The organism is Stappia sp. BW2 (genome assembly GCF_008107695.1).
Classification (GTDB): domain Bacteria; phylum Pseudomonadota; class Alphaproteobacteria; order Rhizobiales; family Stappiaceae; genus Roseibium.
The window spans coordinates 736,599-761,650 of sequence record NZ_VIRG01000066.1 but is presented as its reverse complement, the minus strand read 5'-3'; the positions used below and the strand labels follow the sequence as shown (position 1 = coordinate 761,650).

Below are 25,052 nucleotides of genomic sequence, written 5' to 3'. Positions count from 1 at the left end.
CAAAATGTCCTAACGTTGACGAAGGCAAGGGTTGATGACCACTGAGGATAGAGGATGACCGCTGACACACCGGTGACCACGCGCACAGGCAAACCACAGGCGCTGTGGTACATCGAACCCGGTCGATGCGGACTGGAGACTGTTTCCTTGGACAAGATGAAAACCGGCGAAGTGCTGATTGAAACGCTCTTTAGCGGGATAAGCCGGGGAACGGAAGGCCTTGTCTTTCGCGGCGATGTGCCGTCGAGCGAATGGCAGCGCATGCGGGCGCCGCATCAGGAAGGGGATTTTCCGTTTCCGGTCAAATACGGCTACGCAAACGTCGGCACGGTCCTCGCTGGGGATCCGGATCTCGATGGTCGGCTCGTATTCTCTCTCTTCCCTCATCAAAGCGTCTTTGCGCTCCCTTCCACGGCATGCGTACCGGTTCCCGAAGGCGTTTCCGCCGAAAGGGCCGTGTTAGCGGCCAATATGGAGACGGCACTTAATGCGTTATGGGACGGAAAACCATCACCTGGGGATCACATCTGCGTGGTCGGTGGTGGTGTCGTCGGTCTCCTGACCGCATACGTTGCCGGACGGTTGCCCGGATCAAAGGTAACCGTCGTAGATACAAACCCTGACCGGGCGAAAGTTGCCATCGCGCTTGGTTTGGAATTCGCACTGCCGGAAGATGCGCCGGTCAATCAGGATCTGGTCTTTCACACAAGTGCGACATCGGCAGGCCTGGCCACCGCGCTCGCCTGTGCCGGCGATGGCACATCGATCGTCGAAATGAGCTGGTATGGTGCCCATGCGGTCACGGCCCCGCTCGGAGCGGACTTTCACTGCCGCCGACTGAAGCTCGTCTCGAGCCAGGTTGGGACCATCCCTGTGGAGCGCCAGGCCCGCTGGACCTACCGCCGCAGGCTGGAAACGGCTCTTGCCCTGCTGGCCGATCCGGTGCTGGATTGTCTGGTCACGCACAAGGTGGCCTTTCCGGATTTGCCAGAGCAGCTACCCGGCTTGCTGGACAAGGCGTCGGATGTGCTTGCCGCCCTTGTTGTCTATGACGGAACCAGCCAGGCCGTCATTTGAACCCCCTTTCAATTTTCCTCGTAAATTCAGGATGAGAATATGTTTGCAGTTGAAGTCCGCGATCACGTCATGATTGCCCACTCCTTCAAGGGAGAGCTGTTCGGCCCGGCCCAGGCTTTGCATGGCGCCACCTTCGTCATCGATGCCGCATTCTTGGCGGACAACCTCGATTCCAACGGCGTGGTGATCGACATTGGCCGGGCACATGAAGCCTTGAAAGAAGTCTTGCAGCCGTTGAACTACAAGAACCTCGACGAGGTTCCGGAATTTGCCGGCATCAACACCACGACCGAATTCCTCACCAAACACATTCATGACCACCTGGCCAAAGCGGCAAGAGAGGACCGGCTGGGTCGTCCGGGATCAGAACTGAAGTCCATTCGCGTGACGATTTCCGAATCTCACGTCGCCCGCGCCTGGTACGAAGCCGGGATCTGACAGGTTATGCCTTCGCTTGTCTTTGCCTATCCAGGCGACCTGAACACACCGACGGGTGGCTATGGCTATGATCGCAGGATCATAGCCGGGTTGCGCACACTCGGCTGGGACGTCGATCTTGTGTCGCTCGGAGAAGGCTTTCCGTTTCCTGCCGACGAAACGCTGCGCCATGCCGAATACAAACTGTCCTCGGTTCCGGAAGGATCGCTTGTCGTCGTTGACGGACTGGCCCTCGGTGTGATGTCGGAAGCCATGGAGCGGCTGCACGAGCGGATCAAGCTGGTTGCCCTGGTGCACCACCCGCTATGCCTTGAAAACGGTCTGTCAAAGGAACAGTCGGAGGCACTTTTCCAGAGCGAGAACAGCGTGCTGGCGTTCGCCCGCCACATCATTGTCACCAGCCCTGCCACGGGAACGCAGGTTGAAGATCTGTTCGGCATCGCGCCGGATCGCATCACGGCTGTTCTGCCGGGAACCGACAAGCCTGAGCCATTTGAGCGCCAGGAGCAGGACACTATACAGCTTCTGGCAGTCGGCACCTTGCTGCCGCGCAAGGGCTATGACCTGTTGCTGTCTGCCCTGGCCAGCCTGAAGGCTCTGCCCTGGCACCTAGATATTGTCGGCGGGCTAGAAGCGGATCCTGCCTGTTACCAGGCGCTGCTGGCTCAGGTCCGCGAGCTTGATCTTTCCGGCAGGGTCACCTTCCACGGCGCCGTTCAAGCGCAGGAACTGGCTGGTTTCTTCCGGTCGGCTGACATTTTCGTTCTTGCGAGCCGGTATGAAGGCTATGGCATGGCCTATACGGAAGCGCTTGCCTATGGTTTGCCGGTGATCGGCAGCGGTGGCGGTGCTGTAAAGGAAACGCTGCCGGAAGGGGCCGCCATCTACTGCGGCGTCGAGGATGTCGATGCCTTGCGGCGCGCTCTTGAGGCCCTGATTTCAGATCAAGGCGCGCGTGACAGATTGAGCGCTGAAGCCAGAAAGGCTGCGGAACGCTTGCCGGACTGGACAGACGCAGCACGGCAATTTGCAAACCTCTTAGAGGATACCAGCCAATGACCGGTTTTTCTCCTGAATGGCTGGCCTTGCGCGAGCCGATCGATCTCGCGGCTCGTAACGAGGCTGTCGAAATCGCGTTTTTTGCCGCTCTCGGCAGTGACCGTTTACGTTTTCTGGACCTTGCAAGCGGAGCCGGCTCGACCGTATCGGCGCTTTCACGCAGCAAAGGCCGTTCCGTCGGCAGCTCGGTGGAATGGCTTCTGACCGACTACGATCCAGCACTTCTGGACGTTGCTGGCCAACGTTGGCAGGACAGCGTGACGATGCGGCAAATCGACCTTGCGAGGGATCTGGAACAGCTTCCGTTTGCCGAGGTCGATGCGGTGACCACATCCGCCTTTCTGGATCTGGTCTCGGAGCCGTTTCTCGTCCGTCTGGTCGATCAGGTTGTGCGCGCGAAAAAGCCGTTTCTGGCGAGTCTGACCTATGATGGGCGCGCCGTCTTCGCCCCGCAGCTTTCTTTCGATGCAGCGGTTCTGGACGCGCACAACACCCATCAGCTTTCCGACAAGGGGTTTGGCCCCGCACTCGGTCCGGCTGCCGCCGGGCGTGCCATCGAACTGTTTCAGGATCGCGGTTACAAGGTGGTCGAGGGCCGGTCTGATTGGCAGGCAGACCATGCGTCGGCAGATTTCCAGAGCGAGCTGCTCGCAGGCTGGCAAAATGTCGGCAGGCAAGTTGGGCTGAACGAAGCGGAGCTGGCGCAATGGTGGTCGCTGCGGCAGGAGCAGATCAGCTCCGGGGATCTCATTCTCACCGTGGGGCACATCGATTTCACAGCCTTTCCGTAGGGAAATGTCTGCCGGAATCCTAATAATGAGGCCCGCTTTCCCTAAGGTCCGTCAGTTTGGCCGCCTTTCGCTGCCAAGGCGCTGCACGTATTCTTACGATCTTGTTTTCGCCGACGAGGTGCTCCGCTGGCTAAGGTGAGCGAACGTAGCGGAAGAATCACTAAGCGGGTCGAATATTTGCTCGTTTCTTGAGCAGATGCACAATCCTTAACTTAATCAACATTAACGATTGGTCTTTTGTAATTTTTTACCATGCCCTTTAATTACAGTTTATCGTTTTTTGGTCTAGATGATGCCTCGACACTCAAGGACCGACTCAAACGTAACCGTGAGAAAGTGGTAAGGACAAAATGAAACAGACCATTCGGACCCTCTTGGCGAAACATGGCAATCTGCCGGTTTCTATCGACGATGTCGCGGACAGTGCAGATCTCTATGATGCCGGTCTGTCGTCTTTTGCGTCCGTCCAGGTGATGCTGGCGCTCGAGGAAGAATTCGACATCGAATTTCCGGAGCATCTGCTGAACCGCAAATCGTTCTCGTCCATTGACGAGATCGACGCAGCACTGACTGAAATTCTGAAAGAGCAGGCTGCCTGATCCATGACTGCCGCAGCCAAGATCACTGCCATTGGGTTGGCAGATCGAGCCAAACGTGCCGCCAGCGTCGCCGCGGAATATGCCGACAAGGTTGATGTGGAAGGCCGTTTTCCCGTGGAAGGCATGAATGCCTTGAAAGCGGAACGGCTCATGGGTGTCATGATCCGTCCAGAATTCGGCGGGGAAGGGGCAACGCTCACCGAGATTGCCGACATCTGCGCGATCCTCGGACAGTCATGTTCAGCAACAGCGATGACTTACGCAATGCACCAGATCCAGATTGCCAGTCTGGCGGATTACGCCGTTGGCAGTGCCTGGCATGAAGCTTTCCAGAAGCGGATCTGCTGCGAACAACTCCTGATCGCTTCGGCGACCAGTGAGGCCGGGATCGGTGGCAACTTGCGCAATTCGATCTGTGCAGCCGAAGTTGAAGGCGACACTGTTCGTCTCACCAAGGACGCGACTGTTATTTCCTATGGTGCCGATGCGGATGCCATCATGGTGACGTCCCGCCGGAACGCCGATGCAGCTCATTCCGATCAGATTGCGACCATTTTCCTGAAAGACCAGTACACGCTTGAGCTAACCAGCAAATGGGACACGCTCGGCATGCGGGGAACCTGTTCCGACGGTTATATTTTCAAGGCAGAAGCTCCGGCCGAGCAGACCTTGCCGCGCCCCTTCGCGGAGATCGCGGCGCAATCCATGCTGGCGGTCTCTCACCTGCTGTGGGGCGCGCTCTGGTACGGCATTGCCGCTGACGCAGTTGCGCGCGCACAGAGTTTCGTCAAGGCCGCCGCACGCAAGTCTCCGGGACAGGTGCCTCCGGGCGCGCTGCGCCTGGCCGAAACGTCCAGCCTGCTGCAACTGGTCAAGGCCAATGTCGTTGCCGGCCTGAGGCAGTTCGAAGGCTGCAAGGGCAACAGCGATGCGCTGAATGCCATGAGTTTCTCCGTTGCCATGAACAACGTGAAGATTGGCACATCGCAGACGATCCTGACGATCATCAACCAGTGCATGTTGATCTGCGGGATCGCCGGTTACAAGAACGGAACGCCATTCAGCCTCGGTCGCCACCTGCGCGACGCGCATTCGGCGCAGCTGATGATTTCCAACGACCGTATCCTGGGCAATACGTCCACGATGCTCTTGGTCAACAAACAAGACACCAGTCTTTTGGGGTAATGATGGACGCGCAAGTCTCTTTTCTAGATCAGCTCTTTTCAAAAGGCGTCCTGCATGACAGCGGCGTCGACGGCCTTTATGCCCGCAGCGGCGAATTTGAAGACGTTATTGCCCGTTTCGAAAAATTTGCACTTACTTATGGACAGGACGAAATTTCCGAAGCGATGGTTTTCCCGCCGGGAATGACCATGCAGGATTTCGAAACCAGCGGCTACATGAAGAACTTTCCGCAGCTGGCAGGAACCGTTCATGCCTTTTGCGGCAACGACCATGACCACATGGGCCTGTTGCAATGCATGGCCGCGGGTGAAGACTGGTCCAAGGACCAGAAGCCAACCCAGGTCGCACTGACCCCGGCTGCCTGCTATCCGCTTTATCCCATCCTGTCGCGCCGTGGCCCGTTGCCGGCGGAAGGCGCATACGTTGCCCTGCAGTCCTACTGCTTCCGCCACGAGCCTTCCAAGGATCCGGCCCGGATGCAGATGTTCCGCCAGCGCGAATACGTGCGTGTCGGTTCTGCCGACCAGACCATGGACTTCCGCGAGACCTGGAAACAGCGCGGCTCGGACATGATGGAACGGCTGCAACTGCCGCATAACGTTGATGTGGCCAATGACCCATTCTTCGGCCGTGCCGGCAAGATCATGGCGTCCGGTCAGCGTGAACAGGAACTGAAATTCGAAATGCTGGTGCCCATCACCTCGGAAGAAAAGCCGACGGCGTGCATGAGCTTCAACTACCACATGGACAATTTCGGCAAGGCCTGGAACATCCGCCAGGCTGATGGCACACCCGCCCACACAGCCTGTGTCGGCTTCGGTCTCGAGCGTCTGGCGCTTGCGCTGTTCCGCCATCACGGCTTCGACACGTCCAAATGGCCTGAAGGCGTCCGTGCCGCGCTCTGGGGATAAGGGAAGACCATGACGCAAGCCGTGTTTGACCGCTTCAATGCGGCAACCTACGTGCGCAGTCCGCTCCATTCCCAGGACCGGGACTGGCCCGAAACCAACTGCTATCTCGATGTCTGGATCGAGGTGTTGCCGTCGCTCGGCTTGCCGGCCGAGGCCTGTCTTTCCTATTCGGTGACCCAGGACTTTGAAGGTGACCAGTTCACCTTCTTCAAGGTGCCACTGGAAGATCTGGAAGCGCTCTATGGCCTCAAGGTCACCGAGCTTGCCATCTATGACCGGGTGGAATCCCATGTTCAGCAGCAGATAGAACGGGGCCGGTTCTCGCTGGTTGAGGTTGACAGCTTTTTCCTGCCCGATACGCACGGTGTCGGCTATCACGAAGCTCACGGCAAGACCACGATCGCGGTCAACTGGATGGATTTTGAAGCCAAGACAATGGAGTATTTCCACGGTCTGGGCCTGCACCGGCTGGAGGGCGACGATTTCGACGGAGTGTTTCAGCGCGGTGCACATGAAAAGGCGACACCGTTCCTGCCATATACGGAATTCGTGAAGGTTCCAGGCACGCTGCCGACGCCAGCTCACATCCTGAATGTTTCGGAAAGCCTGCTGCGCCACCACCTGAAGCGCCGACCGGAACACAACCCGATTGCCGCTTTTGCGGAAGTCTTCCCGGCGCAGGTCGAAAAGATCTGCGAACGCGAGTTCGGCTTCTTCCACCTTTATGCCTTCAACACGCTGCGCCAGCTCGGGGCGAATTTCGAGTTGTTTTCGTCCTACCTTGACTGGCTGGTGAGGGAGGGAAGGTCCGATCTCACCGAGGGTGTTGAGATGGCCAAGAGCATTTCGTCCACCTGCAAGATGGTGCAGTTCAAGCTGGCGCGCGCGGTCATGCGCAAGAAGTTTCAGGGACTCGACGAAGGCCTGCTGCCCGCGGTCAACGCCTGGGACAGTCTGATGCGGTTGCTCGACGCTCACTATGGCGACGAGGAAACACGCTTTTCTCCCGTCGTCAGCGCTGCCGGGGTTTGAATGATCGACCTGGGTGAAGGGGCCTGGTCGCTGTCACTGACGGAGCCGGGGGCTATCGAAACGCCGCATGCAACCGGCCATCAACGGGATCGTGTCCCCGCGAAGGTTCCCGGCACCGTTGCCGGTTCTCTCGCGGACGCTGGCCGCTACGATCCGGAAAACCCCGTTCCGCTTCATGGCAAGGATGTCTGGTACGAAGCCTGTTTCGACGCAGAGCCGGGGCAGTACCGCCTGTGCCTGGACGGGCTGGCAACCATTGCCGAGGTTTTCCTGAACGACGTCGAGGTTTTGTCCAGCCGGAACATGTTCCGCAAGTACAGCCTTCCGGTTGAACTGACCGGCCGCAACGTTCTGAAAATCTGCTTTCGTGCGCTTGAACCGCATCTCAACGCGAAGGGCCCGCGTGCCCGCTGGAAACCGCAGCTGGCAACCAGCCAGGGCCTGAGACTGGTGCGGACCACGCTGCTGGGCCATATGCCCGGCTGGTGCCCGGAAATCCACGCTGTCGGTCCATACCGCCCGATCCGGCTGGAACGTGAAGCAGCACCGCGCCTCGTTGAAAAGCACATTCAGGCAGATCTGGCACCGGATGGCAGCGCCACGCTGTCGGTTGCGGTCAGACTTGAAAACGTGGCGACCGAGCCTGCGCTGATCTGCGCTGGAGCAACGGCGAAGATGTCCCGTCAGGACGATGGCACCTATGCGGCAACACTCCGCCCTGAGGGCATAACCCCCTGGATGCCGCATACGCATGGCGACCCTGCACTCTACGACATGGCGGTTGAATGCGCGGATCACACTTTTGCGCTCGGCAAGACAGGCTTTCGCCGGATTGAGGCAGAACATGGCACTGACGGACGTGGTTTTGGCCTGAAGATCAACGGCGACCCCGTCTTCTGTCGGGGAGCCGTCTGGACCAATGCGGACCTGTTGAACCTTCCGTCCAGCCGCGAGGCCTATCGTCCACTGTTGGAAAAGACGCGGGACGCGGGCATGAACATGCTGCGCGTCGGCGGTACGATGCTTTACGAGAGCCGTGCCTTCTTTGAGCTCTGCGACGAACTTGGCCTGCTGGTCTGGCAGGACTTTCAGTTCGCCAATTATGATTATCCCGTAAAGGACAGTGTCTTCGTTGAGGAAGTTGACGCGGAACTGCGCGATCAACTGACGGAAAGCATGGGCTGCCCGTCGCTTGCCGTTTTGTGCGGTGGCAGCGAGATCTACCAGCAGGGCGCCATGATGGGGCTTCCCGAAGATCGCTGGAAGGGGCCGCTGTGCGAGGAGATCCTGCCGGCGATGGCCGCAGCGCTGCGTCCGGACGTTCCCTACGCGGCAAATTCGCCCTGCGGCGGGGTGCTGCCGTTTTCTCCCAAAGAAGGCATTGCGCATTATTACGGTGTCGGGGCCTATTTGAGGCCGCTGGAAGACGCCAGGCGAGCCGATGTCCGCTTTGCAGGGGAATGTCTCGCCTTTTCCAACGTTCCCGTTCAGCAGAGCCTGGAGGAAGGCTTGGCGGCGAAACCCGGTCATGATCCGCGCTGGAAGGCGCGGGTGCCGCGCGACCGCGGTGCCGGCTGGGATTTCGAGGACGTCCGCGACCACTATCTGAAGCTGCTTTACGGCGTCGAGCCTGCCAGCCTGCGCTATGGCGACCCGGACAGATATCTCGAACTCGGACGCGCGGTCACCGGCGAGGTCATGGGCGAAACATATGCCGAATGGCGGCGGCCTGCGTCCAACTGTCAGGGCGCTCTGGTCTGGACCTTGTCCGACCTGACAGTCGGAGCTGGATGGGGACTGATTGATGCGGTGGGACGGCCCAAGCCCGCCTGGTATGCGCTCAAGCGTGCCTTCCAGCCGGTTCTGGCGTGTGTGAGTGACGAGGGAACCAACGGTCTGGCCATCCATGTGATCAACGAACGGGGGCAGGAACAGCCCGTCAAGATCAGTATCGCCTGCCTGAGGGACGGCCAGGTGCCGGTGGTTTCAGGAGAGATGGATCTTGTTCTGGCGCCCCGCAGCGCGCAGACGCTCAATGCGGTCGATCTGATCGGAGCGTTCTTTGACGTTACCTACGCCTACCGCTTTGGCCCACCGTCGCACGATGTCACCGTGGTGCGTCTTTGCGATGCGCAAACCGGTGAACCGATCTCCGAAGCGCATCACTTCCCGCTTGGCCGGGGTCATAACCGTCATTTCGATGCACCCGAGGCAAACGTTCTCAAGGACGAGGCCGGTAACTGGTCGCTGATGATTGCCGCCAAGCGGTTTCTGCAATCGGTCGCAGTTGATGTCCCAGGGTTTGAACCGGAAGACAACTGGTTTCATCTGGCTCCGGGCGAAACGAGGCGGGTTCGGCTGAGACAGATAGAAGCCGACCTCCGCGATGACGGTGAGACAGTGCCAAAGGGGCACCTGCGTGCGTTGAATTTCGCAGGTCGGACCGCCTTTTGAGGCCACGCGGGATGCTATTGCCTATTTGCCCGTGTCGTCTGCCACTGCCGGTGTCTTTGCCCATAAGATGAAGAACCATGTTCCGATGGTCAGAGCGATCTGAACCGCGAAACGGAAAAGCGCCGCCCCGGCGAGGCCGCCTATCGTGCTGCCGAGGCTGACGACAGGGATCAGCAGGAGGCTGGTACCGATGAGCAGTGCCATGCGAACGCGTTGACGCCCGGTTGCCCGCAGGACGTCCGCCCCGACGCCAGACAGCCCCATAAGCAGCGGATAAAAGGCAAGGCACATCACGACAATCGGCGTTTCGGCGAAATCCTCGCCCAGAACAAGGGGGAGGAAACCTGCGACCAGCAACAGGAAGGCGGCAACGGGTAGAGCCAGGAAAACCGTGACCGGCAGCAGCTTGATGCCGAATGCGAGGCTGCTTGCTTGACCGTCCTGCGCCTGCCGGAAATGACGGGTGTAGGTTGCATAAAGAAACGCCCGGACCGGAGCGGATGCCGCGTCGATGATCCTGAACCCGGCCGCGTATTGGCCCCCAGCATCGGCCCCCAGATTGTGAACCACCACCGGCTTGTCCAGGTCTCTCATGCCACCGATGGACAGGAATTCAATGCAATAGAGCAGGCTGAGTTTCATGTCGTCCCGGATCAGCTTGAAGACCGGACGGCCGAGATCGCGCAACACGAGCCAGCACGAAACAAGCGCCGACAACAGCCCAGACACGAAAAACCACCAGGCCCATTCATGGAGCGTAAGAGTGCCGGGCAACACGGTGGCAATCAGAAGGAACACAAGCTTCAGCGAGGCAGCCAGGATGTTGATGACAATCTGTTTTCTGGCAAGGTCGAAGGCCATGTAGGATTGCGCGCACAAGATGATGAGTTTCGTGAACAGCAGATCCGTCAGCGAAATGATTGCGATGGTCGACAGCGGAACGGAACTGCCGATAAGAAAATACAGCACGGCAAGCGTTGCCGGCAGAACGAACGGAAAGGTCAGGCCCATCATGATGAGGGAATGGCCCAGATACTTGCCGAAGGACTGAGGCTCCACCGCGACACGCTGAAGGAGCAGATATTCGCTGCCCAGGCCCACCACGAAACCGGCCATGATGGAGACGCTGGTTATCGTTACGAAGAGACCATATCCCTCCGGACCGAGTGCTCGCGAAATGAACAGGAAAAAGGCAAGCTGAATGACAAGCTGCAGACCGAAATTGATCGTGTAGGAAATCGTGTTGGCAACCAGCGGCAAACGCGACAGGGCAAGCAGCCTTCCGTAGAGCGCTTTGAGCTTTTCAAGGGCCGAACTGGAGTTCTGGGACACGAAGAGGCCTCGAGGCGTTAGCCAATGGTCTGTGAACAGCGGGGGCCTGAGAAAAGGGCCCTTGGTCCGCGGAGAGCAGTAATTGTGTCACCATGACGGGACAGGTCATGTCTATGTGTCAAATCTGACCTTGTCGTTAATAGGGGCTTTCCGGGTTCAAACAAAACCAATTTTAACGTTCCTTTTATCCCGTCCAAGCCAAGGATGGGCATCGGGTTCAAACAAGAGCGGCAAAACATGTTGGCACATACGCAGGTTCTGACATTCCACGGCATTGGTGACCCTGCGGTACCTGTTACCCCGGCCGAGCGCAATTATTATGTGCCGGTGGAAACCTACAGGCGCACCATCAGCCGTCTTTCGGACCTTGAACAGCAATTTGGCGTCTCGATTGAAGTCACCTTTGACGACGGCAATCTGTCGGACTTTGAAACTGGTCTCCCCGCGTTGACTGAAGCTGGCCGCAAGGGCCGGTTTTTTGTACTCGCCGGACGGATTGATACAGACGGGTTTCTGAGTGCGGGCCAGATGCGCGAAATTGTGGCAGCAGGATCGGTCATCGGAAGCCATGGTCACGATCACGTCGACTGGCGCAACCTGGATGAAGCCGGATTTCAGCGGGAGCTGTATGACGCTCGCAAGAAAATCGAGGATACGATTGGTCTTCCCGTCACCGAAGCAGCCATTCCCTTTGGCGCCCTCGACAAGAATGTCCTCCATAGATTGAAAGATGCAGGGTACAGCCGCATTTACACCAGCACCCCGGGTTTGGCCTTTGGCGGCTCCTGGTTTTGTCCTCGCTGGTCGCCGACAGCAAGCTTTGATCCCGATACGGATATCACTCCGAGGCTGTCGATGAAGCAGAAACTCAGAAGTTCGCTGTATGCCCTGGCCCGCCGCGGCCGGTACCGGATCTAGGCGTGGAGTTAATTCGGCTTCTTGTAGAGTTCTGCCAGCGGCAGACTGAAGACGGCTCGCAGCTTTCCCATGTTGAGCGAAAGTTTTTGCCGCATCCGAAATGAGCGCGCCCTGTCGAAGAGCCGGAAGGCAAGTGCCAGCGATCCGGTGACCGCACATTTTGCCAGCGCCCCCAATGCAAAACAGACATGCCAGAAAGGGTCTGGATGTCTGGCGAGGCGCATCTGGCCATAGGACTGGCCCGCGCGGACCGCCCGGCTGAGAATGAAATGCATCGACAGACGGTCTTGCGGGACGTGTTCATGGGCAATCGCATCGTCGGTGGCAAAAATACGCGCGCCGCGTTCGGCTGCCTGGGCAAAGAAGATGGTGTCTTCGCCACCAGTGCGGCCATAGGCTTCATCGAACCGCAGCTTCAGGGCGCGCACAAAATCGACCCGCACCAGAGTATTGCCACCGCGTCCGGTATACAGCCTTTTGCCCCGGTGTCCCCAGTCCGTATAGAGCGGGTTTGCCCGGCGCAGCCAGTCGGGCGTATTGTCGGGATAGTGCGGCTTCACCGGACCGATCACCACATCCGCGTTGAATTCTTTCTGGCAGTCGAAGAGCTTCACCAGCCAGTCGGGTTCCACCCATTCGTCGTCATCGACAAAAATAAGCCAAGCGCCGTCTGCGGCATCCAGCAAAGCATTACGGGCCGTCGAGATATTGCCACTTGCAACGGCGAGACAGGTCACGTCCAGCGACTTGACCGGATGGCTGGTGACGAGTTTCGTTGCAGCGCCGGTTTTGGAATCGTCGGCTACCAGCACTTTCAGTTCCCTACCGGCGGGTAACGTCACCGCAGCCAGGGAACGGAGCGTATCGAGCAGGGTTTCACGGCCGATGCTGGCGATGGCGACGGAAACAGTTTGCATTCAGGCCGGGCTCCGAAGCAGGTTGGAAAAGCCAAAGGGATGTAACAACACCCATTCATGCACGAAAAGTTCCTGCCGTATTATTAAACAATGGCTTAGGAAAATGACGCAAGATGCGCCGGATGTGTGATAGACCGCCTGCAATCCTCCGATTAGCTGGAGCCAGCTTCTGACATGAACCAGCAAGGTTTCGATACCTCCACTGCTTCACCGATTGCCGGAACGTCTCCGTTGGCCGTGCCGATCGCGTTCGATGGTCTCGCCGGCTGTTTTCATCCAGCCAGCGGAAGCACTGCGATCCTGATCCTCAGCCCATGGGGATATGAAGAGCTGTGCTCGCGCAAGAGCTACAGGATACTTGGCGAAAAACTGGCCGCAGCGGGATATCCCTGTCTGCGCTTTGATTATCCGGCGACAGCAAACTCGCACGGCGACAGCGCGGATCTTGACGACAAGTCCGCCTGGCGGAATTCCGTGACACTGGCGCTTGCCGAACTCAGACGGTTGGCGCAACCGGATCGAGTTGTCGTGATCGGGCAGGGGATCGGCGCTGGTCTCGCTGCAACTCTGGCCGAAAGCGGAGAGTTTGCCGGCCAGATCCTTCTGGCACCAGTCGCTCAGGGCCGCGCTTATCTGCGCGAACTGGCAGCCTGGACCGCAATGACGCAGCCAACATTCCTGATCAGTGCATCGGATGGCCCCAAGGGTGGGCTGATGGCTGGCGGGTTCGTTCTGTCGGCAGCAACAGCAGACGAAATCAAATCGATCAATCTCTTCAAGACAGAACTGCCCTCCGGATTGAAAACCTTGCTGGTGGAACGCAAGGACCATCCGGGCGATCTGAAACTGGCAGACCATTTTGCCGAGACAGGTCTGACAGTCGAGAGGCTGCCGTTTGAGGGCTATGCGGACTATGTGTCCGACCCGACGTTGTCCGTACCGCCACTTCAAACGCTTGAGCGGATCGTCGCCTGGGTGAAAAGCAATTTTCCCGCGGAACAATTGCAGAAGTCGCTTGCTGCTGAAGCGACTGCCGTGTCGAAGCCGTTGCCGGACGTGGTGGAGGAAGCACTGCGCTTCGGACCGGATGACATGTTTTTCGGTGTGCTGGTAACCCCTCTTGGCAAAGAGGTGAAAACCGCAGTCGTAATCCTGAATTCCGGCTACGATCATTCCATCGGCTGGGCACGGATGTCGGTCGGCTTTGCCCGGTCTCTCGCGGAAAACGGCTGTGCGGTCCTGCGCATGGATCTGGCAGGCATCGGCGAGAGTGGCTATTGGCCGAACCAGCCAAGCCAGGTTCTTTACTCAGACAAGCAGCGTGATGATGTCAGGGCCGCAGTCGATTTCGTGAAGAACCGTACCGGAGCGGATAATATCGTCCTGTTCGGCCGTTGCAGCGGTGCCTATCTCGCCCTTCTGGCAGCCTCTGACGACGAACGTGTCGACGCCGCCTTCCTGGTCAATCCGCGCAAGCTGGTGTGGGACCCGGACGAGGATGTGGACAAGGCCATCCGCGAACCGATCCAGACACTCTCCAGTTACGGGCGCAAGGCGGTCGACCTGAACACCTTCAAACGTGTCGTGTCCGGAGATATCAATCTCGTATCGGCCATGAAAAAGGTGTTGCGGGCTTCGAAGCTCAAGGCCGACCGGAAATTGGCACCGGTTCTTGGAAACCTTTCGCGGCATCACCGACTGTTCAAGGTGCTGTCCAGCCGTCTGAAGCATCTCAGGCAGCGGGGTGTTCCGATCTGTCTTGTCTATAGCGACAATGACAGAGGTCTCCTGGAACTGCACAACTGGTTCGGTCCGGACCGGCGTGGTGTGAAACCCTATCCGAATATCAGGATCGAAGATCTACCGGATGCCGATCACAACCTGACACCGGTTGACGCCCGGCAACGGATGTTCGCCATATTGAAAGCGTTCATCGCGGACCTGCCCGGGTCGAAATTGCCTAGGTGACACTCCAGCCTGCCTAAGTGACACTCCAGCCTGCCTGGGTCACGCGTATTTGCGGCGTGAGGGCGGCGGGGTATCTGTCATTGTGCGCACCAGACCGGCGGGGCGGCCTTCTGCAATCGTAAGCAGATCACGAGACAGGATCGGCATGGAGATCTGATCTTCTTCCCGCTCGGCAACGGTAACAAGGAAGTGCGTTGAAAGACCGGCAAGCGGATCGTCTTCGGCTAGCTGCGGCAGGGCGACGCCGTCGATGATCACGAGGTCATAGTCGCGGGCGATGTCAGCGAAATCGAAGGCTTCGCGGATGTTCATCCGGTGGTGCTTGTACTTCGGCAATCCCGAAACCAGCGAGAGGAAGGCGATATCGAGTTCGTCATAGTTGACGACCCTCTCGCGCAGTGTCGCACCGAGATCATCCATGTCGTCCAGGCTCAGATCATGGCTGAGCATCCGTTGTTTCGGTTCACCGTCGGCGAGGAGCACGCGTAATCCGCGCTGGGCCGCTGCCAGGGCAAGGGCGAGCGCCGCAATGGTCTGGCCATGGCCTAGGGCCGGCGAGGTGAGAAACACAATGCGTGTTCCATTTTGGTCGGGTGCGTCCTGAATTGACGAGACGATCTCGTCAACACCTTGTCCGAACGCCCAGCCGGGTCCGTTTTCGCCCGAATAATACCGGTCGACCGCATCTTGCACGGCAGAAATGGCGTCGGAGCTGAGCGGACGCACGCTGCCGTTTTCGTCGGTTTCTGTCAGCCAGGGCAACTGGCTGATCACCTTCAGCTCAGGATCCGGGTTGGACGACAGCCTGGACGGCGTGCGCTTGCTTCTCGTCCGGGAGACGGGCAGCTCCGATGAGGGGCGAGCGTCGTAAGAGGCATCGACCTGCGTGACGACTGGCGCCATCGGTTGCACAGGGCCGGCCACGGCCATTGCGGGCTCGGGCGTCTGCATGAAGTCAGGCAGCAGATGTTTTTTGGCAATGCGGATCGCTTCGCCGGCAACCGCGATTATCGTGCCGACGAGCAGACCCAGAATGCCGGCCAGAATGACCATGAGCTTGCGTTTCGGGTAGACCGGGCTTTCCGGCGGGATCGCCGGAGAAATGATGCGGACGTTGGGAAGGACCACCTGGTCGAGCTGCGAGATTTCCTTGGCCCGGCTCAGTGCGATCTCGTAAAGCTGCCGGGTGGCCTGAGCTTCCGTTTCCAGTTCACGTAACTGGATCGACGCCGCTTGATCGACGTCGGAGAGGTTTCGCGTGGAATCCAGTTGCTGCTCGAGCCTGGAAACCCGTTCCTGATTGACCTGAACATCGATACGCGTCGAATCTGCAATCCGTTTGATTTCGTCACGAATGAGATTGCGCAGCCGAGTAAGCTGGGATCTGGCCTGCACCACTGACGGATGCGACGGCAGCAGATCGGCCATCAACTGGGCTTCCGTGCGTGCAGCGGTCGCATATTGCTGCCGCAGTGAGGAGATCGTTGGCGAATTGACGACGTCACCGATGGATCCCGCATCGACACCGCTTTTCAGCACCCGCTGGATCTCATCGTATTTTGCGGTCGCTTCGGCGAGTGCCGCGCGGGCGTCGATCAGCCTGGCGTTCAGCCCGGTCAGTTCCTGACCCGTCAGCAGAGAGCCTTCGTCGGAGTTCTGAAGCTTGTTGGCTGCACGGAACTTCTGGGTTGCTTCTTCAGCCTGCCGCAAACGATCTCGCAAATCCACCAGCCGGTCATCGATCTGGGTAGCTGCTTCTTCCGAGGCCTGATCGATCTGCCGTTTCTGGTCGGACAGGTAGCTTTCGGCAATTGAATTCGCCAGAACGGCAGCTTGAACCGGAGAAGGCGATTCCGCTGAAATATTGATGACAAAGGTTTGGCCAACCCTTTTGACGATCGTTGCATCGGCAAGGGCGCCGACCGCTGCGGTTTCCTGCGCTTCAAGCGTCTCGGCGTCTTTCTTGGTCTTGCCGAAGATCAGGCTTTTGAACTGGCTCAGGAGGCTCGGCGATCCTTCGCCGAAATAAGGGTCTTCGGCCAGGTTGTTCTCACGGGCGACGGGACGCAGCACCGTGTCGGAATGAATGACCGAAATCTGGCTGTCGATCACTTCCGAGCCTGGTCCGGATCGGGAGGGGCGGTTCGGATCGTCAAACGGCTGCCGCACTGTCGGGTCGAACATAACTTGCGAAGACGCCCTGAAGATCGGGGTGATGGTCAACGAGAAGGCTGCCGTCAGGGCGGCGAAGACAAAAGCTATGGCGGCGATCAGAAAGATACGGCGGCGCAGGACCTGAAAAATGGACAGGACGTCCAGGGCAATGGCATCGCGGCCTTGAACCGACGCTCTATCGTAAGCCTGATTTTCTACCTGTCTGGGGTCCACCAAAAGTCACCTTTTCTCCTTGCGCGCACGCACCTTACAGCTTGTAAGCACTTATGGTTAGTGAACTGCTAATTTACCACGAAACTACGATGCCCGGACAACGCGAGCAGGGCTGCTGTTCGCTCGATCAGGAGCGGGTGGTCTACTGCTTGTTCCAGGTCCGCATCACCGCATGGGGGAGCAGGGCAGCAAGCAGAAAGATCAGCCAGTTCAGGGAGAACGACCGGAACCAGCTGCTTTCCAGCATGTTGTGACAGATGACGAAGAGCATGAGGGAATAGCAGAGAAAGGCGATCCTGGTGTCCAGTGCAACGACCCGGGCCGCGGAGAAAAGAGCTGCCAGGACAATAAGAAACAACAGCGAGATACCGGCAATGCCGAGTTCCAGCATGACGTCTAGATAACCGTTATGCGCCTGGATCAGCAAAATGACGAAACCCGGGGCCTCGCGAAAGGCAATTGAATCGGACCCCGTTGCCCAGAACGAGGCATAGCCCTGGCCCAGCAAGGGGGCTCTCGAAATCACGTCCAGGACGAAGGCCCAGATGAAGGTTCGGCCCGTGTAAGTCTCGTCGTTGAACAGGAACAGCGACAGATCCGAAAAGCCGAACCTTGTGAGAAGAGATAGATACGACAGCAGAACGGCCCCGGTCACGGCTCCGAAAATCAGCAGCACCGTGGCGTTGATGCGGAAGAGAAAGGCCATGCCGACCGCAACATAGGCAATGGCCGGCATGAGAACCGCCAACCCGAGGGACGTTTTCGACTGGCTGAGGACGAGCAGGCCGAAGGCGAGGGCGGAGATGATCAACATGCCGAACCGCCTCAGCAGTCCGCGCGACATCAGAAAGCCGTAGAGGTTGAACATCAGCGCCAGCGCCATCACGGCACCGAGATTGTTCTTCTGGGTATAGATGCCCGCGTGCCCGATCGGCGTCGGCGGCAGCACGACGACAGCAACCGCGTTGAGCAGAACGACCGTATTCATCAGCAGCCTGAGCCGTCTGAGCAAGGTGCGGGCGTCATCCGTAAAAGAGACGGAAATCACCAGGCTCAACACAACGATGATCTGCAGGACCACACGGCGAAATGCAATGCCGGGCGCGTGAGACCACATCACGCTTGTGACGGCGAGCAGCAGGTAAAGAAACAGAAGCCAGATGAGCGGGCTTCTAAGCACCGTGAACGCGTTGAGCAGCCGCCGCCCCGCGGACACGACCAGCAGCCCAAACAGGCCGATCCAGAAGAGCTGGTTCAGTGCGTTGGATTTCGAAGCACTGATGTTTGCCGCGGTATCCAACCCGCCGGAGGACACCAGGACGAAAGGGCTGATCAGCATCGGATAGGCGAGCAGCAGAACGGGAATCCAGTTGAAAATCCTGTCCAGCAATGTCTGCCTGTGCAACACGGCCTGTGGCCCGGACTGTTCAACGGGGTGAACTGTCAAATCCCAGTCTCCAGATCAATTGCGACTGCGGAACCTGCGCTCCGGTCCAAACGGACCTCAGCCTTCAAGTCAGTCACTAGGCATGATTCGCTGTCACTGGCTCAATCTACCAGCCGCCTTTTCGCACAGTCGACTTAAAATCCGGCCCAACCCACACTCGTTTGGCAGGCGAGACTCACAACGCCTCGGCGTTCAACCCCAAAGCGTCGACCATTCCCGGCTCAACGGTTCTCTTGACGTTGTCAGTCATCAGGCCGAAGCCTTCATAATAGTCCCAGAGGGCCCAGCCGTAGCCGTGTTCTTCCACGACGGTGCGCACATCCCTGATCCAGGCGAGCCGGCTGCCGTCGTCCCGAAGTCCTTTCGGCGGACGAATGGCGCTGAACTCGCCAAGCACGATCTGGTCGGGGGCGATGCCGTATTTGTCCGCCCATTGCGAGATTGTGTCGAACCGGCTTTCGATGAAGGCCCGGTCGGGTTTCTGGCGTTTGTAGTAGTCCCGGACGACGTCCATCGCCTTGTCGAAGGCATAATCGGGAACGTCGACATCAGCCGCCTTCAGGGCCGCGATATGCTGCCGGGTTCTCTCTGCTGCAATCTCCACGTTGCCCGCTGTCCACGGATAGCTGAGACCGGCGATATAGCGCAACGGGTCCAGCACCCAGGGCAGAGACTGGTGGGTGAAAAGGAAGGGCTCGTAGAAATGGAAGTCGATGATGATCTTGTCGTCGTAACCATCCATGCTCATGTATTCGAGGCCTTCCAGAGAACGCCAGCAACCCGGTGTCAGCACAATCGGCAGATCTGGGGCAACACTGCGCACCCTGTCGTAGAGCTGTTTCTGAGACACCGACCAATCTTGCCCGTCCTCACGGAAGCAAACGCCCTGCGGCTCGTTCATCAGTTCCAGCGCAACCTTGTCCGTCGGCAGATCGCGGATCCGTTTGGCCACATCTTCCAGCAGATCGGCGTAGGCCTGAAAGCGCGGGCCGGGAGCGTCCTTCAAAATGTCGACAGGGGCCCACTCCGTCAGGTAAGTGGCCGGGTGCAGATCGACCATCACGGTAAAGCCGCTATCCAGCAGGCGAACGGTGATGGACTTCATATCGTCCAGCAAAATGCGGCGTTCGCTGTCTGTCGCAGCCAGAAACACGCCTGCATCAATCGGAAAACGAATGAAGTCGAACCCAAGGGCTTTCAGCCGGTCCAGTTCGGCGTCGGAGACTTTTGAAAGCTCGCCCTGAAACGGTGGCCAGAGGTATTTTCCCGGGCGAGCCGGGTCGCGGAAGGCGAAACTTTGCAGGCGGGAGAGGTTGATGCCACGCTTGAATTTGGGGATCGAGACGGTGATTTCCGGCGCTGGCTGGACGCCGGCGGCAACGGCATTCTGGCGTTCGTCCAGATACAGAAAGCCGGCGGCAAAAGTGAGGACGGCCACGCCAAAAGCAATCGCGGTTAGCCTGGGCCAGAGGCGCTTTGGCTTTCTAGCTGTCACATACCGCTCCGTTGCTGATCGGGGTTTAAACTGGCTTCAAGATCCTGACGGTAACTTTCCAGGATCATTGCAGGGTTGAACCGGTCGTGCAAGATTTGCTCGCTCGCCACAATCTGGTTGCGATAGTGATCAGATTTTTCGGCCAGCTTGGTGAAACCTGCAGCAATGCCGGCAACATCGCCGGGCTTCACGCCGATGCCGACATCAATGTCGTCCAGATAGCCGTCGATGCCCGTGTCCTTGCCGTAGAGGATTGGCAGTCCGGCAAAAAGTGCTTCCAGGTAGACCATTCCGAAGGTCTCGTTGTAGCTGACCAATGCCATGGCAAGATACGTTGGCAGCACCTCGAACAGGGCCTTGCTGTCCATGGGGCCGAGGATCCGCACGCTGCCACCGAGCCCGAGGTCGGCGATTTCCTTTTTCGCAGCCGCCACCGCCTCCGGGCTGCCGGGCCCGATCAGATCCAGCCCGATGCCGGGATGGGCCTTGCTGAAGGTGGCAAAGCCTTGCAGCAGGTCGGACATGCCTTTCCGCCGCCGCATGTCCAGATCGAACACACTGACGAACCTGGGGATCGGGTCCTTGACCGGCACCTTGCTCGTGGAGTTGCCGACGATGTTGGGAAGCAGTCTCTCCTTCCCCGGTTGCTCGGGAACATACCGGTGATAGGTGTCCCGGAACCAGGCGGAGATATGATAGATCTTGTCTGCACGTGCCGCAATGCGGCGCATCAGGTTGCGGTAGGTCGGCTTGAACAGCAAAACCTTGCGCTCGGATTCGCCGCGAACGGAAACGAACAGCCGCGTATCCGGTCCGAAACGCTCCACCAACCACAGGGCCGCAATGCCTTCAAACGACAGTTTGTGCGCATGGATGAGCGCGGGAGCACCATGCTCGCGCTGCATCGTCTTCAAAACGAGCCTTGCGACACGGCGCATCGCCCAGGCAAGACCGATACCCATCGGCAGGCCGAAATAGCGGCATGAATAGAGCCGCACACCTTTGACGTTCCCGCAATCCAGGAAGCTCGCCTGCCAGGGCAGACTGGTCCTGTCCATGGTCACAACGATATGGCTGCCAAAGTCCACGCCCGTAACCAGACGCTGGATCGCCGTGGTTCTGCGGTGAAATTGCTGCGGATTTGGATAATCGGCACTCAGATGCAGGATGAGCGGCGCTGCGGTATCCGCTTCAGAGAATTCAGTCCGTGTGTCCATAGTTTCCCCTGCGGCGAACTTCGGCGGCAGAACGATTACACCGCGCACATCGGATTGTGAATTCAACAAGGCGAAAGGCGGCCCGTCCGCCTGTTTGATCCTCAATTCCGGGGCAAACTTCCATCATCACGTTTCAATAAAGAGTGAATGACACTGCCCCTGGTGCTCGAGAACGCCATTCGCCACGTTTACGTAACGAACAATCGATAAAAATAACTAACTTTAAACGTCGGTTCGGCACATTGCCGGCACGCAGGCCTTCAGGCGATGTCCCGATCCTTATGAGGTGCGGAGCGCGTCTTGCCAGCCAATTGCTGAAGGAAACTGCAACGGAGGACGATGAATGCCGGACCGGAGTGAAGAAGACAGGGATGCCAGAGCGCTTGGCGCGCAAAGCTTCGGCTTGAAGAACAGGCTAGTCCGAATTCTCTGGGGGATCGTCTGGTTTCTTCTGGCGTCCTGGACGCAGCCCTTTCACGGTTGGCGACGGTGGCTGCTGCGCCAGTTCGGGGCAACCGTCGGGCAGGGGGTCTATGTCGCTCCATCCGCACGGATCTGGCATCCGCGCAATCTGATTCTGGAAGACTTCGCCGCCATCGCCGATGGTGCGGATATCTACAACATGGGCCCGGTCACCATTGGCCGGTACGGTGTGGTTTCCAAGCGTGCGCACATCTGCGCCGGGACCCATGACATCAACGACGACAAGTTCCTGCTGATCGCAAAGCCTATCGTTCTGGAAGCCTATAGCTGGGTTGCCGCGGAAGCCTTTGTTGGCCCCGGTGTCCGCGTCGGCGAGGGGGCGGTTCTGGGAGCGCGTGCGGTGACGGTGAAGGATCTGGCTCCCTGGACAGTTTACGCCGGCAACCCCGCCAAACCGCTCAAGGAGCGGCAGCGGTTTGAACGCAACGACGTGCCGAAACGGGGATGGCGCGAGCCTTTGGAAACTTCTGATTGATTTTTTCAGTTGAAACAAGTTTACCTTGCGTTCCAATTAAAATAAGTAAGCACGCACTTTCTAACGGCTATGTTTACAACTGCTTAGAGACAAATCGGGTATGTCTCGAATGCGCTCGCCGCTGACTTGAACGGAACGGGCACATTGGTGAGACAGGGATCGGGATGCTGGCGAAAGATTTCGAAAGTGAATTGCTGGGGAGCCGGATCGAAGCAACCGCGATTGGTCCGTTTGCCATCGGGCGTCTTTGCTCCCGAGATGCGATCCAACTTGTCGAGTCGGCCGTGCAAAAGCGCCGGAAGCTCGATATTGCCATCTGCAACGCCCATACGCTGCTGCATGCTCTGGACGACCCGCAGTACGCCGCAACGCTTCAGAAAATGACACTCCTGAACGACGGTATCGGTATCAGTCTTGCAAGCAAGCTTCTCAATGAAAAACCGTTCCCTGAAAATCTGAACGGTACGGACCTCATCCCGCGTATTCTGGCCAACATCGGTATGCCGTTGCGGATCTATCTGCTTGGCGCAAAGGAAGAGCAGGTCCGACGCGCCAAGGAGCATATCGAGGCGGCCTATCCGAAACATCATGTGGTCGGGTACCGCGACGGATATTTCTCACAGGAAGACATTGACGGCCTGTGCGAGGGCATCAATGCCGCAAATGCGGATCTGCTGCTGGTCGCCATGGGCAATCCACGGCAGGAGAATTTCATCGTGGAGAACCGGTCTGCTTTGTCCGTACCGGTCGCGATCGGGGTCGGGGCGCTTTTCGATTTCATGTCGGGTGCCGTTGTCCGTGCTCCGAAGATCGTCCAGGCCGTCGGTCTGGAATGGCTGTTCCGCCTGATTCAGGAGCCGCGCCGCCTGTTCCGCAGGTACGTGATCGGTATTCCGCGCTTTCTGTTTGCGCTGATGAAAATCAGATTCTCCCGATCCGGCAACTCGCGCTAGTCTCCGCGTGCAAGGATCTGCCTGCACCGGTCAACGACCGCTGCAACAGACGGCGCCGTTTCCATATCGGGAAGCGTCGGCCGTGCGATCATGATGACGGGAAGCTTCAGGAACCGCGCTGCCTCGATCTTGGCAAAGGACCGGCTGCCACCACTGTTTTTCGTCACCACATGAGTGATGTTCCTGTCCCGAAACAGCGAGATTTCTTGCGCGGCGGAAGCCGGCGGACGGGAGAGGAGCAACTCCCAGGACGTTGGTAACGGATTCGGCGGAGGCTCGATCATCCGGGCGAGACCGAAAACATCGGTGCGATGGGTAAAGCGCTCAATCTCCTTGCGGCCAATGGCCAGGAAGGCACGTGCACCGGCAGGCAAGGCTTTGGCCGCTTGGTCCATGGTCAGGACATGTGTCCAGCGGTCGTTTTCATCAGGCTGCCAGGCGGGCCGTTCCAGACGCAGCAAGGGTATGTTGAGCGTCTTGGCAGCTTCGGCGGCGTTGCGGCTCATCTGGACAGCAAAGGGGTGAGTCGCATCGACAATTGCCGAAATGTTCTCTTGCTGCAGAAAGGCAAGCAATCCTTCGACGCCGCCAAAGCCACCAACCCGGGTGGGCACACCAAGATCGGGCAGGTCGCGGACTGCCCCGGCAAAAGAAGCTGTCAGGCGGTTTTCCGGAAAGGCATCCGCCAGACTTTTGCCAAGCTGCCGGGCTTCACTTGTCCCGGCAAGCAGCAGGATATGTTTGGCCTCAGCCGTCAAAGCCGGTTTCTCCCAGCACCTGGCCCTGACGGTCGGTGATCAACACTTCCACATCCACCGGGGCATCGCGCAGGATCTGGCGAACGGCGGTTTTCGTCCGGTGGGCAAGCGGGCCGCTGAGATCGATGCCGGCGGCCAACGACGCATCCAGCACCTCCTTGGCCGTATTGGCCGAAGCTGCCTGCTCGATCAGGGCCTCGGAAGCTTTTTCCTGACGCAGAAGGTCCTGCAGGAACGCAAAGTCGACAGAACTGCGGGCGGAATGAAGATCGAGTGCCCCCTGTGCCAGCTTGGTGAATTTCGCGAAACCGCCGGCAAGGGTCAGCCGGTCGACCGGATGGCTGCGCAGGTATTTCAGCAATCCACCGGCAAAATCGCCCATGTCGAGAAAGGCGGTCTCGTCCAGATCGTAACGGGCCTTCACCGCGTCTTCGGAACTGGCGCCAGTCGCGCCAACCACATGGGTAAGACCAACAGCGCGGGCCACATCGATCCCGCGGTGAATGGAGGCGATCCAGGCCGCACAGGAAAAGGGCCGGACGATGCCGGTCGTGCCCAGGACGGACAATCCCCCCAGGATACCGAGCCGGGGGTTCATCGTCTTGAGCGCCAGTTGTTGTCCGCCTTCGATGGAGACGGTTATCTCGACATCGCCAGCACCACCGTGCTGTTGGGCAACCGCTTCGATTGCTGCTCGCATCATCTGGCGTGGAACCGGATTGATGGCAGGTTCTCCTGGCGGGATCGGCAGGCCCGGTCTTGTGACAGTGCCGACACCGTCTCCTGCTTTGAAAAGCACACCAGTGCCCTCAGGCATCAGGCTGACCGTCGTGCTGACCAGAGCGCCATGGGTCACGTCGGGATCATCCCCCGCGTCCTTGATGATGGCGGCGGACGCAGATTTTCCGGAAAGCGTGTGCCGGGTGAGGGCAAAGGCAGCCGTTTCCCCCTTGGGCAGGGTGATCTCGACCGGATCCGGGAAATCGCCGGTCAAAAGGGCCTGGTACGCTGCCTTGGCAGCTGCCGTCGCACAGGCTCCCGTCGTCCAGCCCCGCCGCAGCTCTTTTGGCTCTTCCTTCGACATGCTCTTTCTATAGACGATCAATTTCCGCTTTGTGCATATTAGTTTATGTGCGCGATGAAATGTCGTTTTCG

Annotated in this window: 21 protein-coding genes; 13 read left to right on the top strand and 8 right to left on the bottom strand. The window is 58.7% G+C overall.

What is annotated here, in order from left to right:
• The first annotated feature begins 54 nt into the window (after positions 1-54).
• The 9 genes from FMN63_RS15005 to FMN63_RS14965 all read left to right on the top strand — a co-directional run bounded on the left by FMN63_RS15005 (position 55) and on the right by FMN63_RS14965 (position 9,546).
• Entirely contained in the window at positions 55-1,077 is a 1,023-nt protein-coding gene (locus tag FMN63_RS15005) for a zinc-dependent alcohol dehydrogenase (protein ID WP_148584750.1), read from the top strand.
• Between the two features lie 39 nt (positions 1,078-1,116).
• Entirely contained in the window at positions 1,117-1,515 is a 399-nt protein-coding gene (locus tag FMN63_RS15000; RefSeq protein WP_148584749.1) for a 6-pyruvoyl trahydropterin synthase family protein, read from the top strand.
• 6 nt (positions 1,516-1,521) lie between these two features.
• Positions 1,522-2,574, top strand: coding sequence for a glycosyltransferase family 4 protein (locus FMN63_RS14995; protein ID WP_148584748.1), 1,053 nt, complete (start codon positions 1,522-1,524; stop codon positions 2,572-2,574).
• The gene (locus FMN63_RS14990) at positions 2,571-3,365 is read left to right on the top strand and encodes a class I SAM-dependent methyltransferase (RefSeq protein WP_148584747.1); all 795 of its coding nucleotides are present in this window, start codon (positions 2,571-2,573) and stop codon (positions 3,363-3,365) included. The genes FMN63_RS14995 and FMN63_RS14990 overlap by 4 nt, the downstream gene beginning before the upstream one ends.
• Before the next feature lie 350 nt (positions 3,366-3,715).
• Positions 3,716-3,964 carry an acyl carrier protein gene (locus tag FMN63_RS14985; RefSeq protein WP_148584746.1) on the top strand — a complete coding sequence of 83 codons (249 nt, stop codon included), beginning with the start codon at positions 3,716-3,718 and terminating at the stop codon, positions 3,962-3,964.
• 3 nt (positions 3,965-3,967) lie between these two features.
• On the top strand, positions 3,968-5,149 hold the full coding sequence (locus FMN63_RS14980) for an acyl-CoA dehydrogenase family protein (protein WP_148584745.1): 1,182 nt from the start codon (positions 3,968-3,970) through the stop codon (positions 5,147-5,149).
• A gap of 2 nt (positions 5,150-5,151) precedes the next feature.
• Positions 5,152-6,060 (top strand): amino acid--[acyl-carrier-protein] ligase, encoded by a 909-nt coding sequence (locus FMN63_RS14975; RefSeq protein ID WP_148584744.1) that lies wholly within the window; start codon positions 5,152-5,154, stop codon positions 6,058-6,060.
• A gap of 9 nt (positions 6,061-6,069) precedes the next feature.
• Positions 6,070-7,092, top strand: a complete 1,023-nt coding sequence (locus tag FMN63_RS14970) for a DUF1839 family protein (protein WP_148584743.1) — start codon at positions 6,070-6,072, stop codon at positions 7,090-7,092.
• Positions 7,093-9,546: a glycoside hydrolase family 2 protein gene (locus tag FMN63_RS14965; protein ID WP_148584742.1), complete on the top strand. Its 2,454-nt coding sequence runs from the start codon at positions 7,093-7,095 to the stop codon at positions 9,544-9,546. It abuts the gene before it with no gap.
• Positions 9,547-9,567: 21 nt separating this feature from the next.
• On the opposite strand, the gene FMN63_RS14960 is transcribed toward FMN63_RS14965, so the two are convergent.
• Complete coding sequence (locus FMN63_RS14960) at positions 9,568-10,878, bottom strand: lipopolysaccharide biosynthesis protein (protein ID WP_148584741.1); 1,311 nt, start codon at positions 10,876-10,878, stop codon at positions 9,568-9,570.
• A gap of 237 nt (positions 10,879-11,115) precedes the next feature.
• On the opposite strand from FMN63_RS14960, the gene FMN63_RS14955 reads away from it, so the two are divergent.
• Positions 11,116-11,796 carry a polysaccharide deacetylase family protein gene (locus FMN63_RS14955; RefSeq protein WP_162530048.1) on the top strand — a complete coding sequence of 227 codons (681 nt, stop codon included), beginning with the start codon at positions 11,116-11,118 and terminating at the stop codon, positions 11,794-11,796.
• A gap of 8 nt (positions 11,797-11,804) precedes the next feature.
• On the opposite strand, the gene FMN63_RS14950 is transcribed toward FMN63_RS14955, so the two are convergent.
• A complete protein-coding gene (locus tag FMN63_RS14950; RefSeq protein ID WP_148584739.1) occupies positions 11,805-12,713 on the bottom strand; it encodes a glycosyltransferase family 2 protein in 909 nt (302 codons plus the stop codon).
• Positions 12,714-12,887: 174 nt separating this feature from the next.
• Between FMN63_RS14950 and FMN63_RS14945 the strand changes: the two genes are divergently transcribed.
• On the top strand, positions 12,888-14,681 hold the full coding sequence (locus FMN63_RS14945; RefSeq protein WP_148584738.1) for an alpha/beta hydrolase: 1,794 nt from the start codon (positions 12,888-12,890) through the stop codon (positions 14,679-14,681).
• 39 nt (positions 14,682-14,720) lie between these two features.
• Here the strand turns inward: FMN63_RS14945 and FMN63_RS14940 are convergent, their stop codons facing one another.
• The 4 genes from FMN63_RS14940 to FMN63_RS14925 all read right to left on the bottom strand — a co-directional run bounded on the left by FMN63_RS14940 (position 14,721) and on the right by FMN63_RS14925 (position 21,228).
• Complete coding sequence (locus FMN63_RS14940) at positions 14,721-17,069, bottom strand: GumC family protein (RefSeq protein WP_162530047.1); 2,349 nt, start codon at positions 17,067-17,069, stop codon at positions 14,721-14,723.
• A 142-nt stretch (positions 17,070-17,211) separates the two neighbouring features.
• The gene (locus FMN63_RS14935) at positions 17,212-18,516 is read right to left on the bottom strand and encodes an O-antigen ligase family protein (RefSeq protein ID WP_148584736.1); all 1,305 of its coding nucleotides are present in this window, start codon (positions 18,514-18,516) and stop codon (positions 17,212-17,214) included.
• Between the two features lie 175 nt (positions 18,517-18,691).
• Positions 18,692-20,011 (bottom strand): glycoside hydrolase family 5 protein, encoded by a 1,320-nt coding sequence (locus tag FMN63_RS14930; protein ID WP_148584735.1) that lies wholly within the window; start codon positions 20,009-20,011, stop codon positions 18,692-18,694.
• On the bottom strand, positions 20,008-21,228 hold the full coding sequence (locus FMN63_RS14925) for a glycosyltransferase (protein WP_148584734.1): 1,221 nt from the start codon (positions 21,226-21,228) through the stop codon (positions 20,008-20,010). The genes FMN63_RS14930 and FMN63_RS14925 overlap by 4 nt, the downstream gene beginning before the upstream one ends.
• Positions 21,229-21,571: 343 nt before the next feature.
• Here FMN63_RS14925 and FMN63_RS14920 point away from each other — a divergent pair, with 343 nt between their 5' ends.
• Positions 21,572-22,186, top strand: a complete 615-nt coding sequence (locus FMN63_RS14920; RefSeq protein ID WP_148584733.1) for an LbetaH domain-containing protein — start codon at positions 21,572-21,574, stop codon at positions 22,184-22,186.
• A 164-nt stretch (positions 22,187-22,350) separates the two neighbouring features.
• The gene (locus FMN63_RS14915) at positions 22,351-23,139 is read left to right on the top strand and encodes a WecB/TagA/CpsF family glycosyltransferase (protein ID WP_148584732.1); all 789 of its coding nucleotides are present in this window, start codon (positions 22,351-22,353) and stop codon (positions 23,137-23,139) included.
• Here FMN63_RS14915 and FMN63_RS14910 read toward each other — a convergent pair.
• Entirely contained in the window at positions 23,136-23,897 is a 762-nt protein-coding gene (locus FMN63_RS14910) for a cobalt-precorrin-6A reductase (protein ID WP_148584731.1), read from the bottom strand. The two genes, FMN63_RS14915 and FMN63_RS14910, sit on opposite strands and share 4 nt — an antisense overlap.
• A complete protein-coding gene (locus tag FMN63_RS14905) occupies positions 23,887-24,981 on the bottom strand; it encodes a cobalt-precorrin-5B (C(1))-methyltransferase (protein WP_148584730.1) in 1,095 nt (364 codons plus the stop codon). Before FMN63_RS14905 ends, FMN63_RS14910 begins: the two co-directional genes overlap by 11 nt.
• Between the last annotated feature and the right edge of the window lie 71 nt (positions 24,982-25,052).

What these genes read in the sequence shown, in the direction of transcription:
- FMN63_RS14965 (WP_148584742.1), top strand. Translation starts at nt 7,093, where the DNA reads ATGATCGACCTGGGTGAAGGGGCCTGGTCGCTGTCACTGACGGAGCCG.
- FMN63_RS14905 (WP_148584730.1), bottom strand. Translation starts at nt 24,981, where the DNA reads ATGTCGAAGGAAGAGCCAAAAGAGCTGCGGCGGGGCTGGACGACGGGA.
- FMN63_RS14925 (WP_148584734.1), bottom strand. Translation starts at nt 21,228, where the DNA reads ATGGACACACGGACTGAATTCTCTGAAGCGGATACCGCAGCGCCGCTC.
- FMN63_RS14915 (WP_148584732.1), top strand. Translation starts at nt 22,351, where the DNA reads ATGCTGGCGAAAGATTTCGAAAGTGAATTGCTGGGGAGCCGGATCGAA.
- FMN63_RS14970 (WP_148584743.1), top strand. Translation starts at nt 6,070, where the DNA reads ATGACGCAAGCCGTGTTTGACCGCTTCAATGCGGCAACCTACGTGCGC.
- FMN63_RS14955 (WP_162530048.1), top strand. Translation starts at nt 11,116, where the DNA reads ATGTTGGCACATACGCAGGTTCTGACATTCCACGGCATTGGTGACCCT.
- FMN63_RS14990 (WP_148584747.1), top strand. Translation starts at nt 2,571, where the DNA reads ATGACCGGTTTTTCTCCTGAATGGCTGGCCTTGCGCGAGCCGATCGAT.
- FMN63_RS15000 (WP_148584749.1), top strand. Translation starts at nt 1,117, where the DNA reads ATGTTTGCAGTTGAAGTCCGCGATCACGTCATGATTGCCCACTCCTTC.
- FMN63_RS14995 (WP_148584748.1), top strand. Translation starts at nt 1,522, where the DNA reads ATGCCTTCGCTTGTCTTTGCCTATCCAGGCGACCTGAACACACCGACG.
- FMN63_RS14920 (WP_148584733.1), top strand. Translation starts at nt 21,572, where the DNA reads ATGCCGGACCGGAGTGAAGAAGACAGGGATGCCAGAGCGCTTGGCGCG.
- FMN63_RS14945 (WP_148584738.1), top strand. Translation starts at nt 12,888, where the DNA reads ATGAACCAGCAAGGTTTCGATACCTCCACTGCTTCACCGATTGCCGGA.
- FMN63_RS14980 (WP_148584745.1), top strand. Translation starts at nt 3,968, where the DNA reads ATGACTGCCGCAGCCAAGATCACTGCCATTGGGTTGGCAGATCGAGCC.
- FMN63_RS14975 (WP_148584744.1), top strand. Translation starts at nt 5,152, where the DNA reads ATGGACGCGCAAGTCTCTTTTCTAGATCAGCTCTTTTCAAAAGGCGTC.
- FMN63_RS15005 (WP_148584750.1), top strand. Translation starts at nt 55, where the DNA reads ATGACCGCTGACACACCGGTGACCACGCGCACAGGCAAACCACAGGCG.
- FMN63_RS14985 (WP_148584746.1), top strand. Translation starts at nt 3,716, where the DNA reads ATGAAACAGACCATTCGGACCCTCTTGGCGAAACATGGCAATCTGCCG.
- FMN63_RS14950 (WP_148584739.1), bottom strand. Translation starts at nt 12,713, where the DNA reads ATGCAAACTGTTTCCGTCGCCATCGCCAGCATCGGCCGTGAAACCCTG.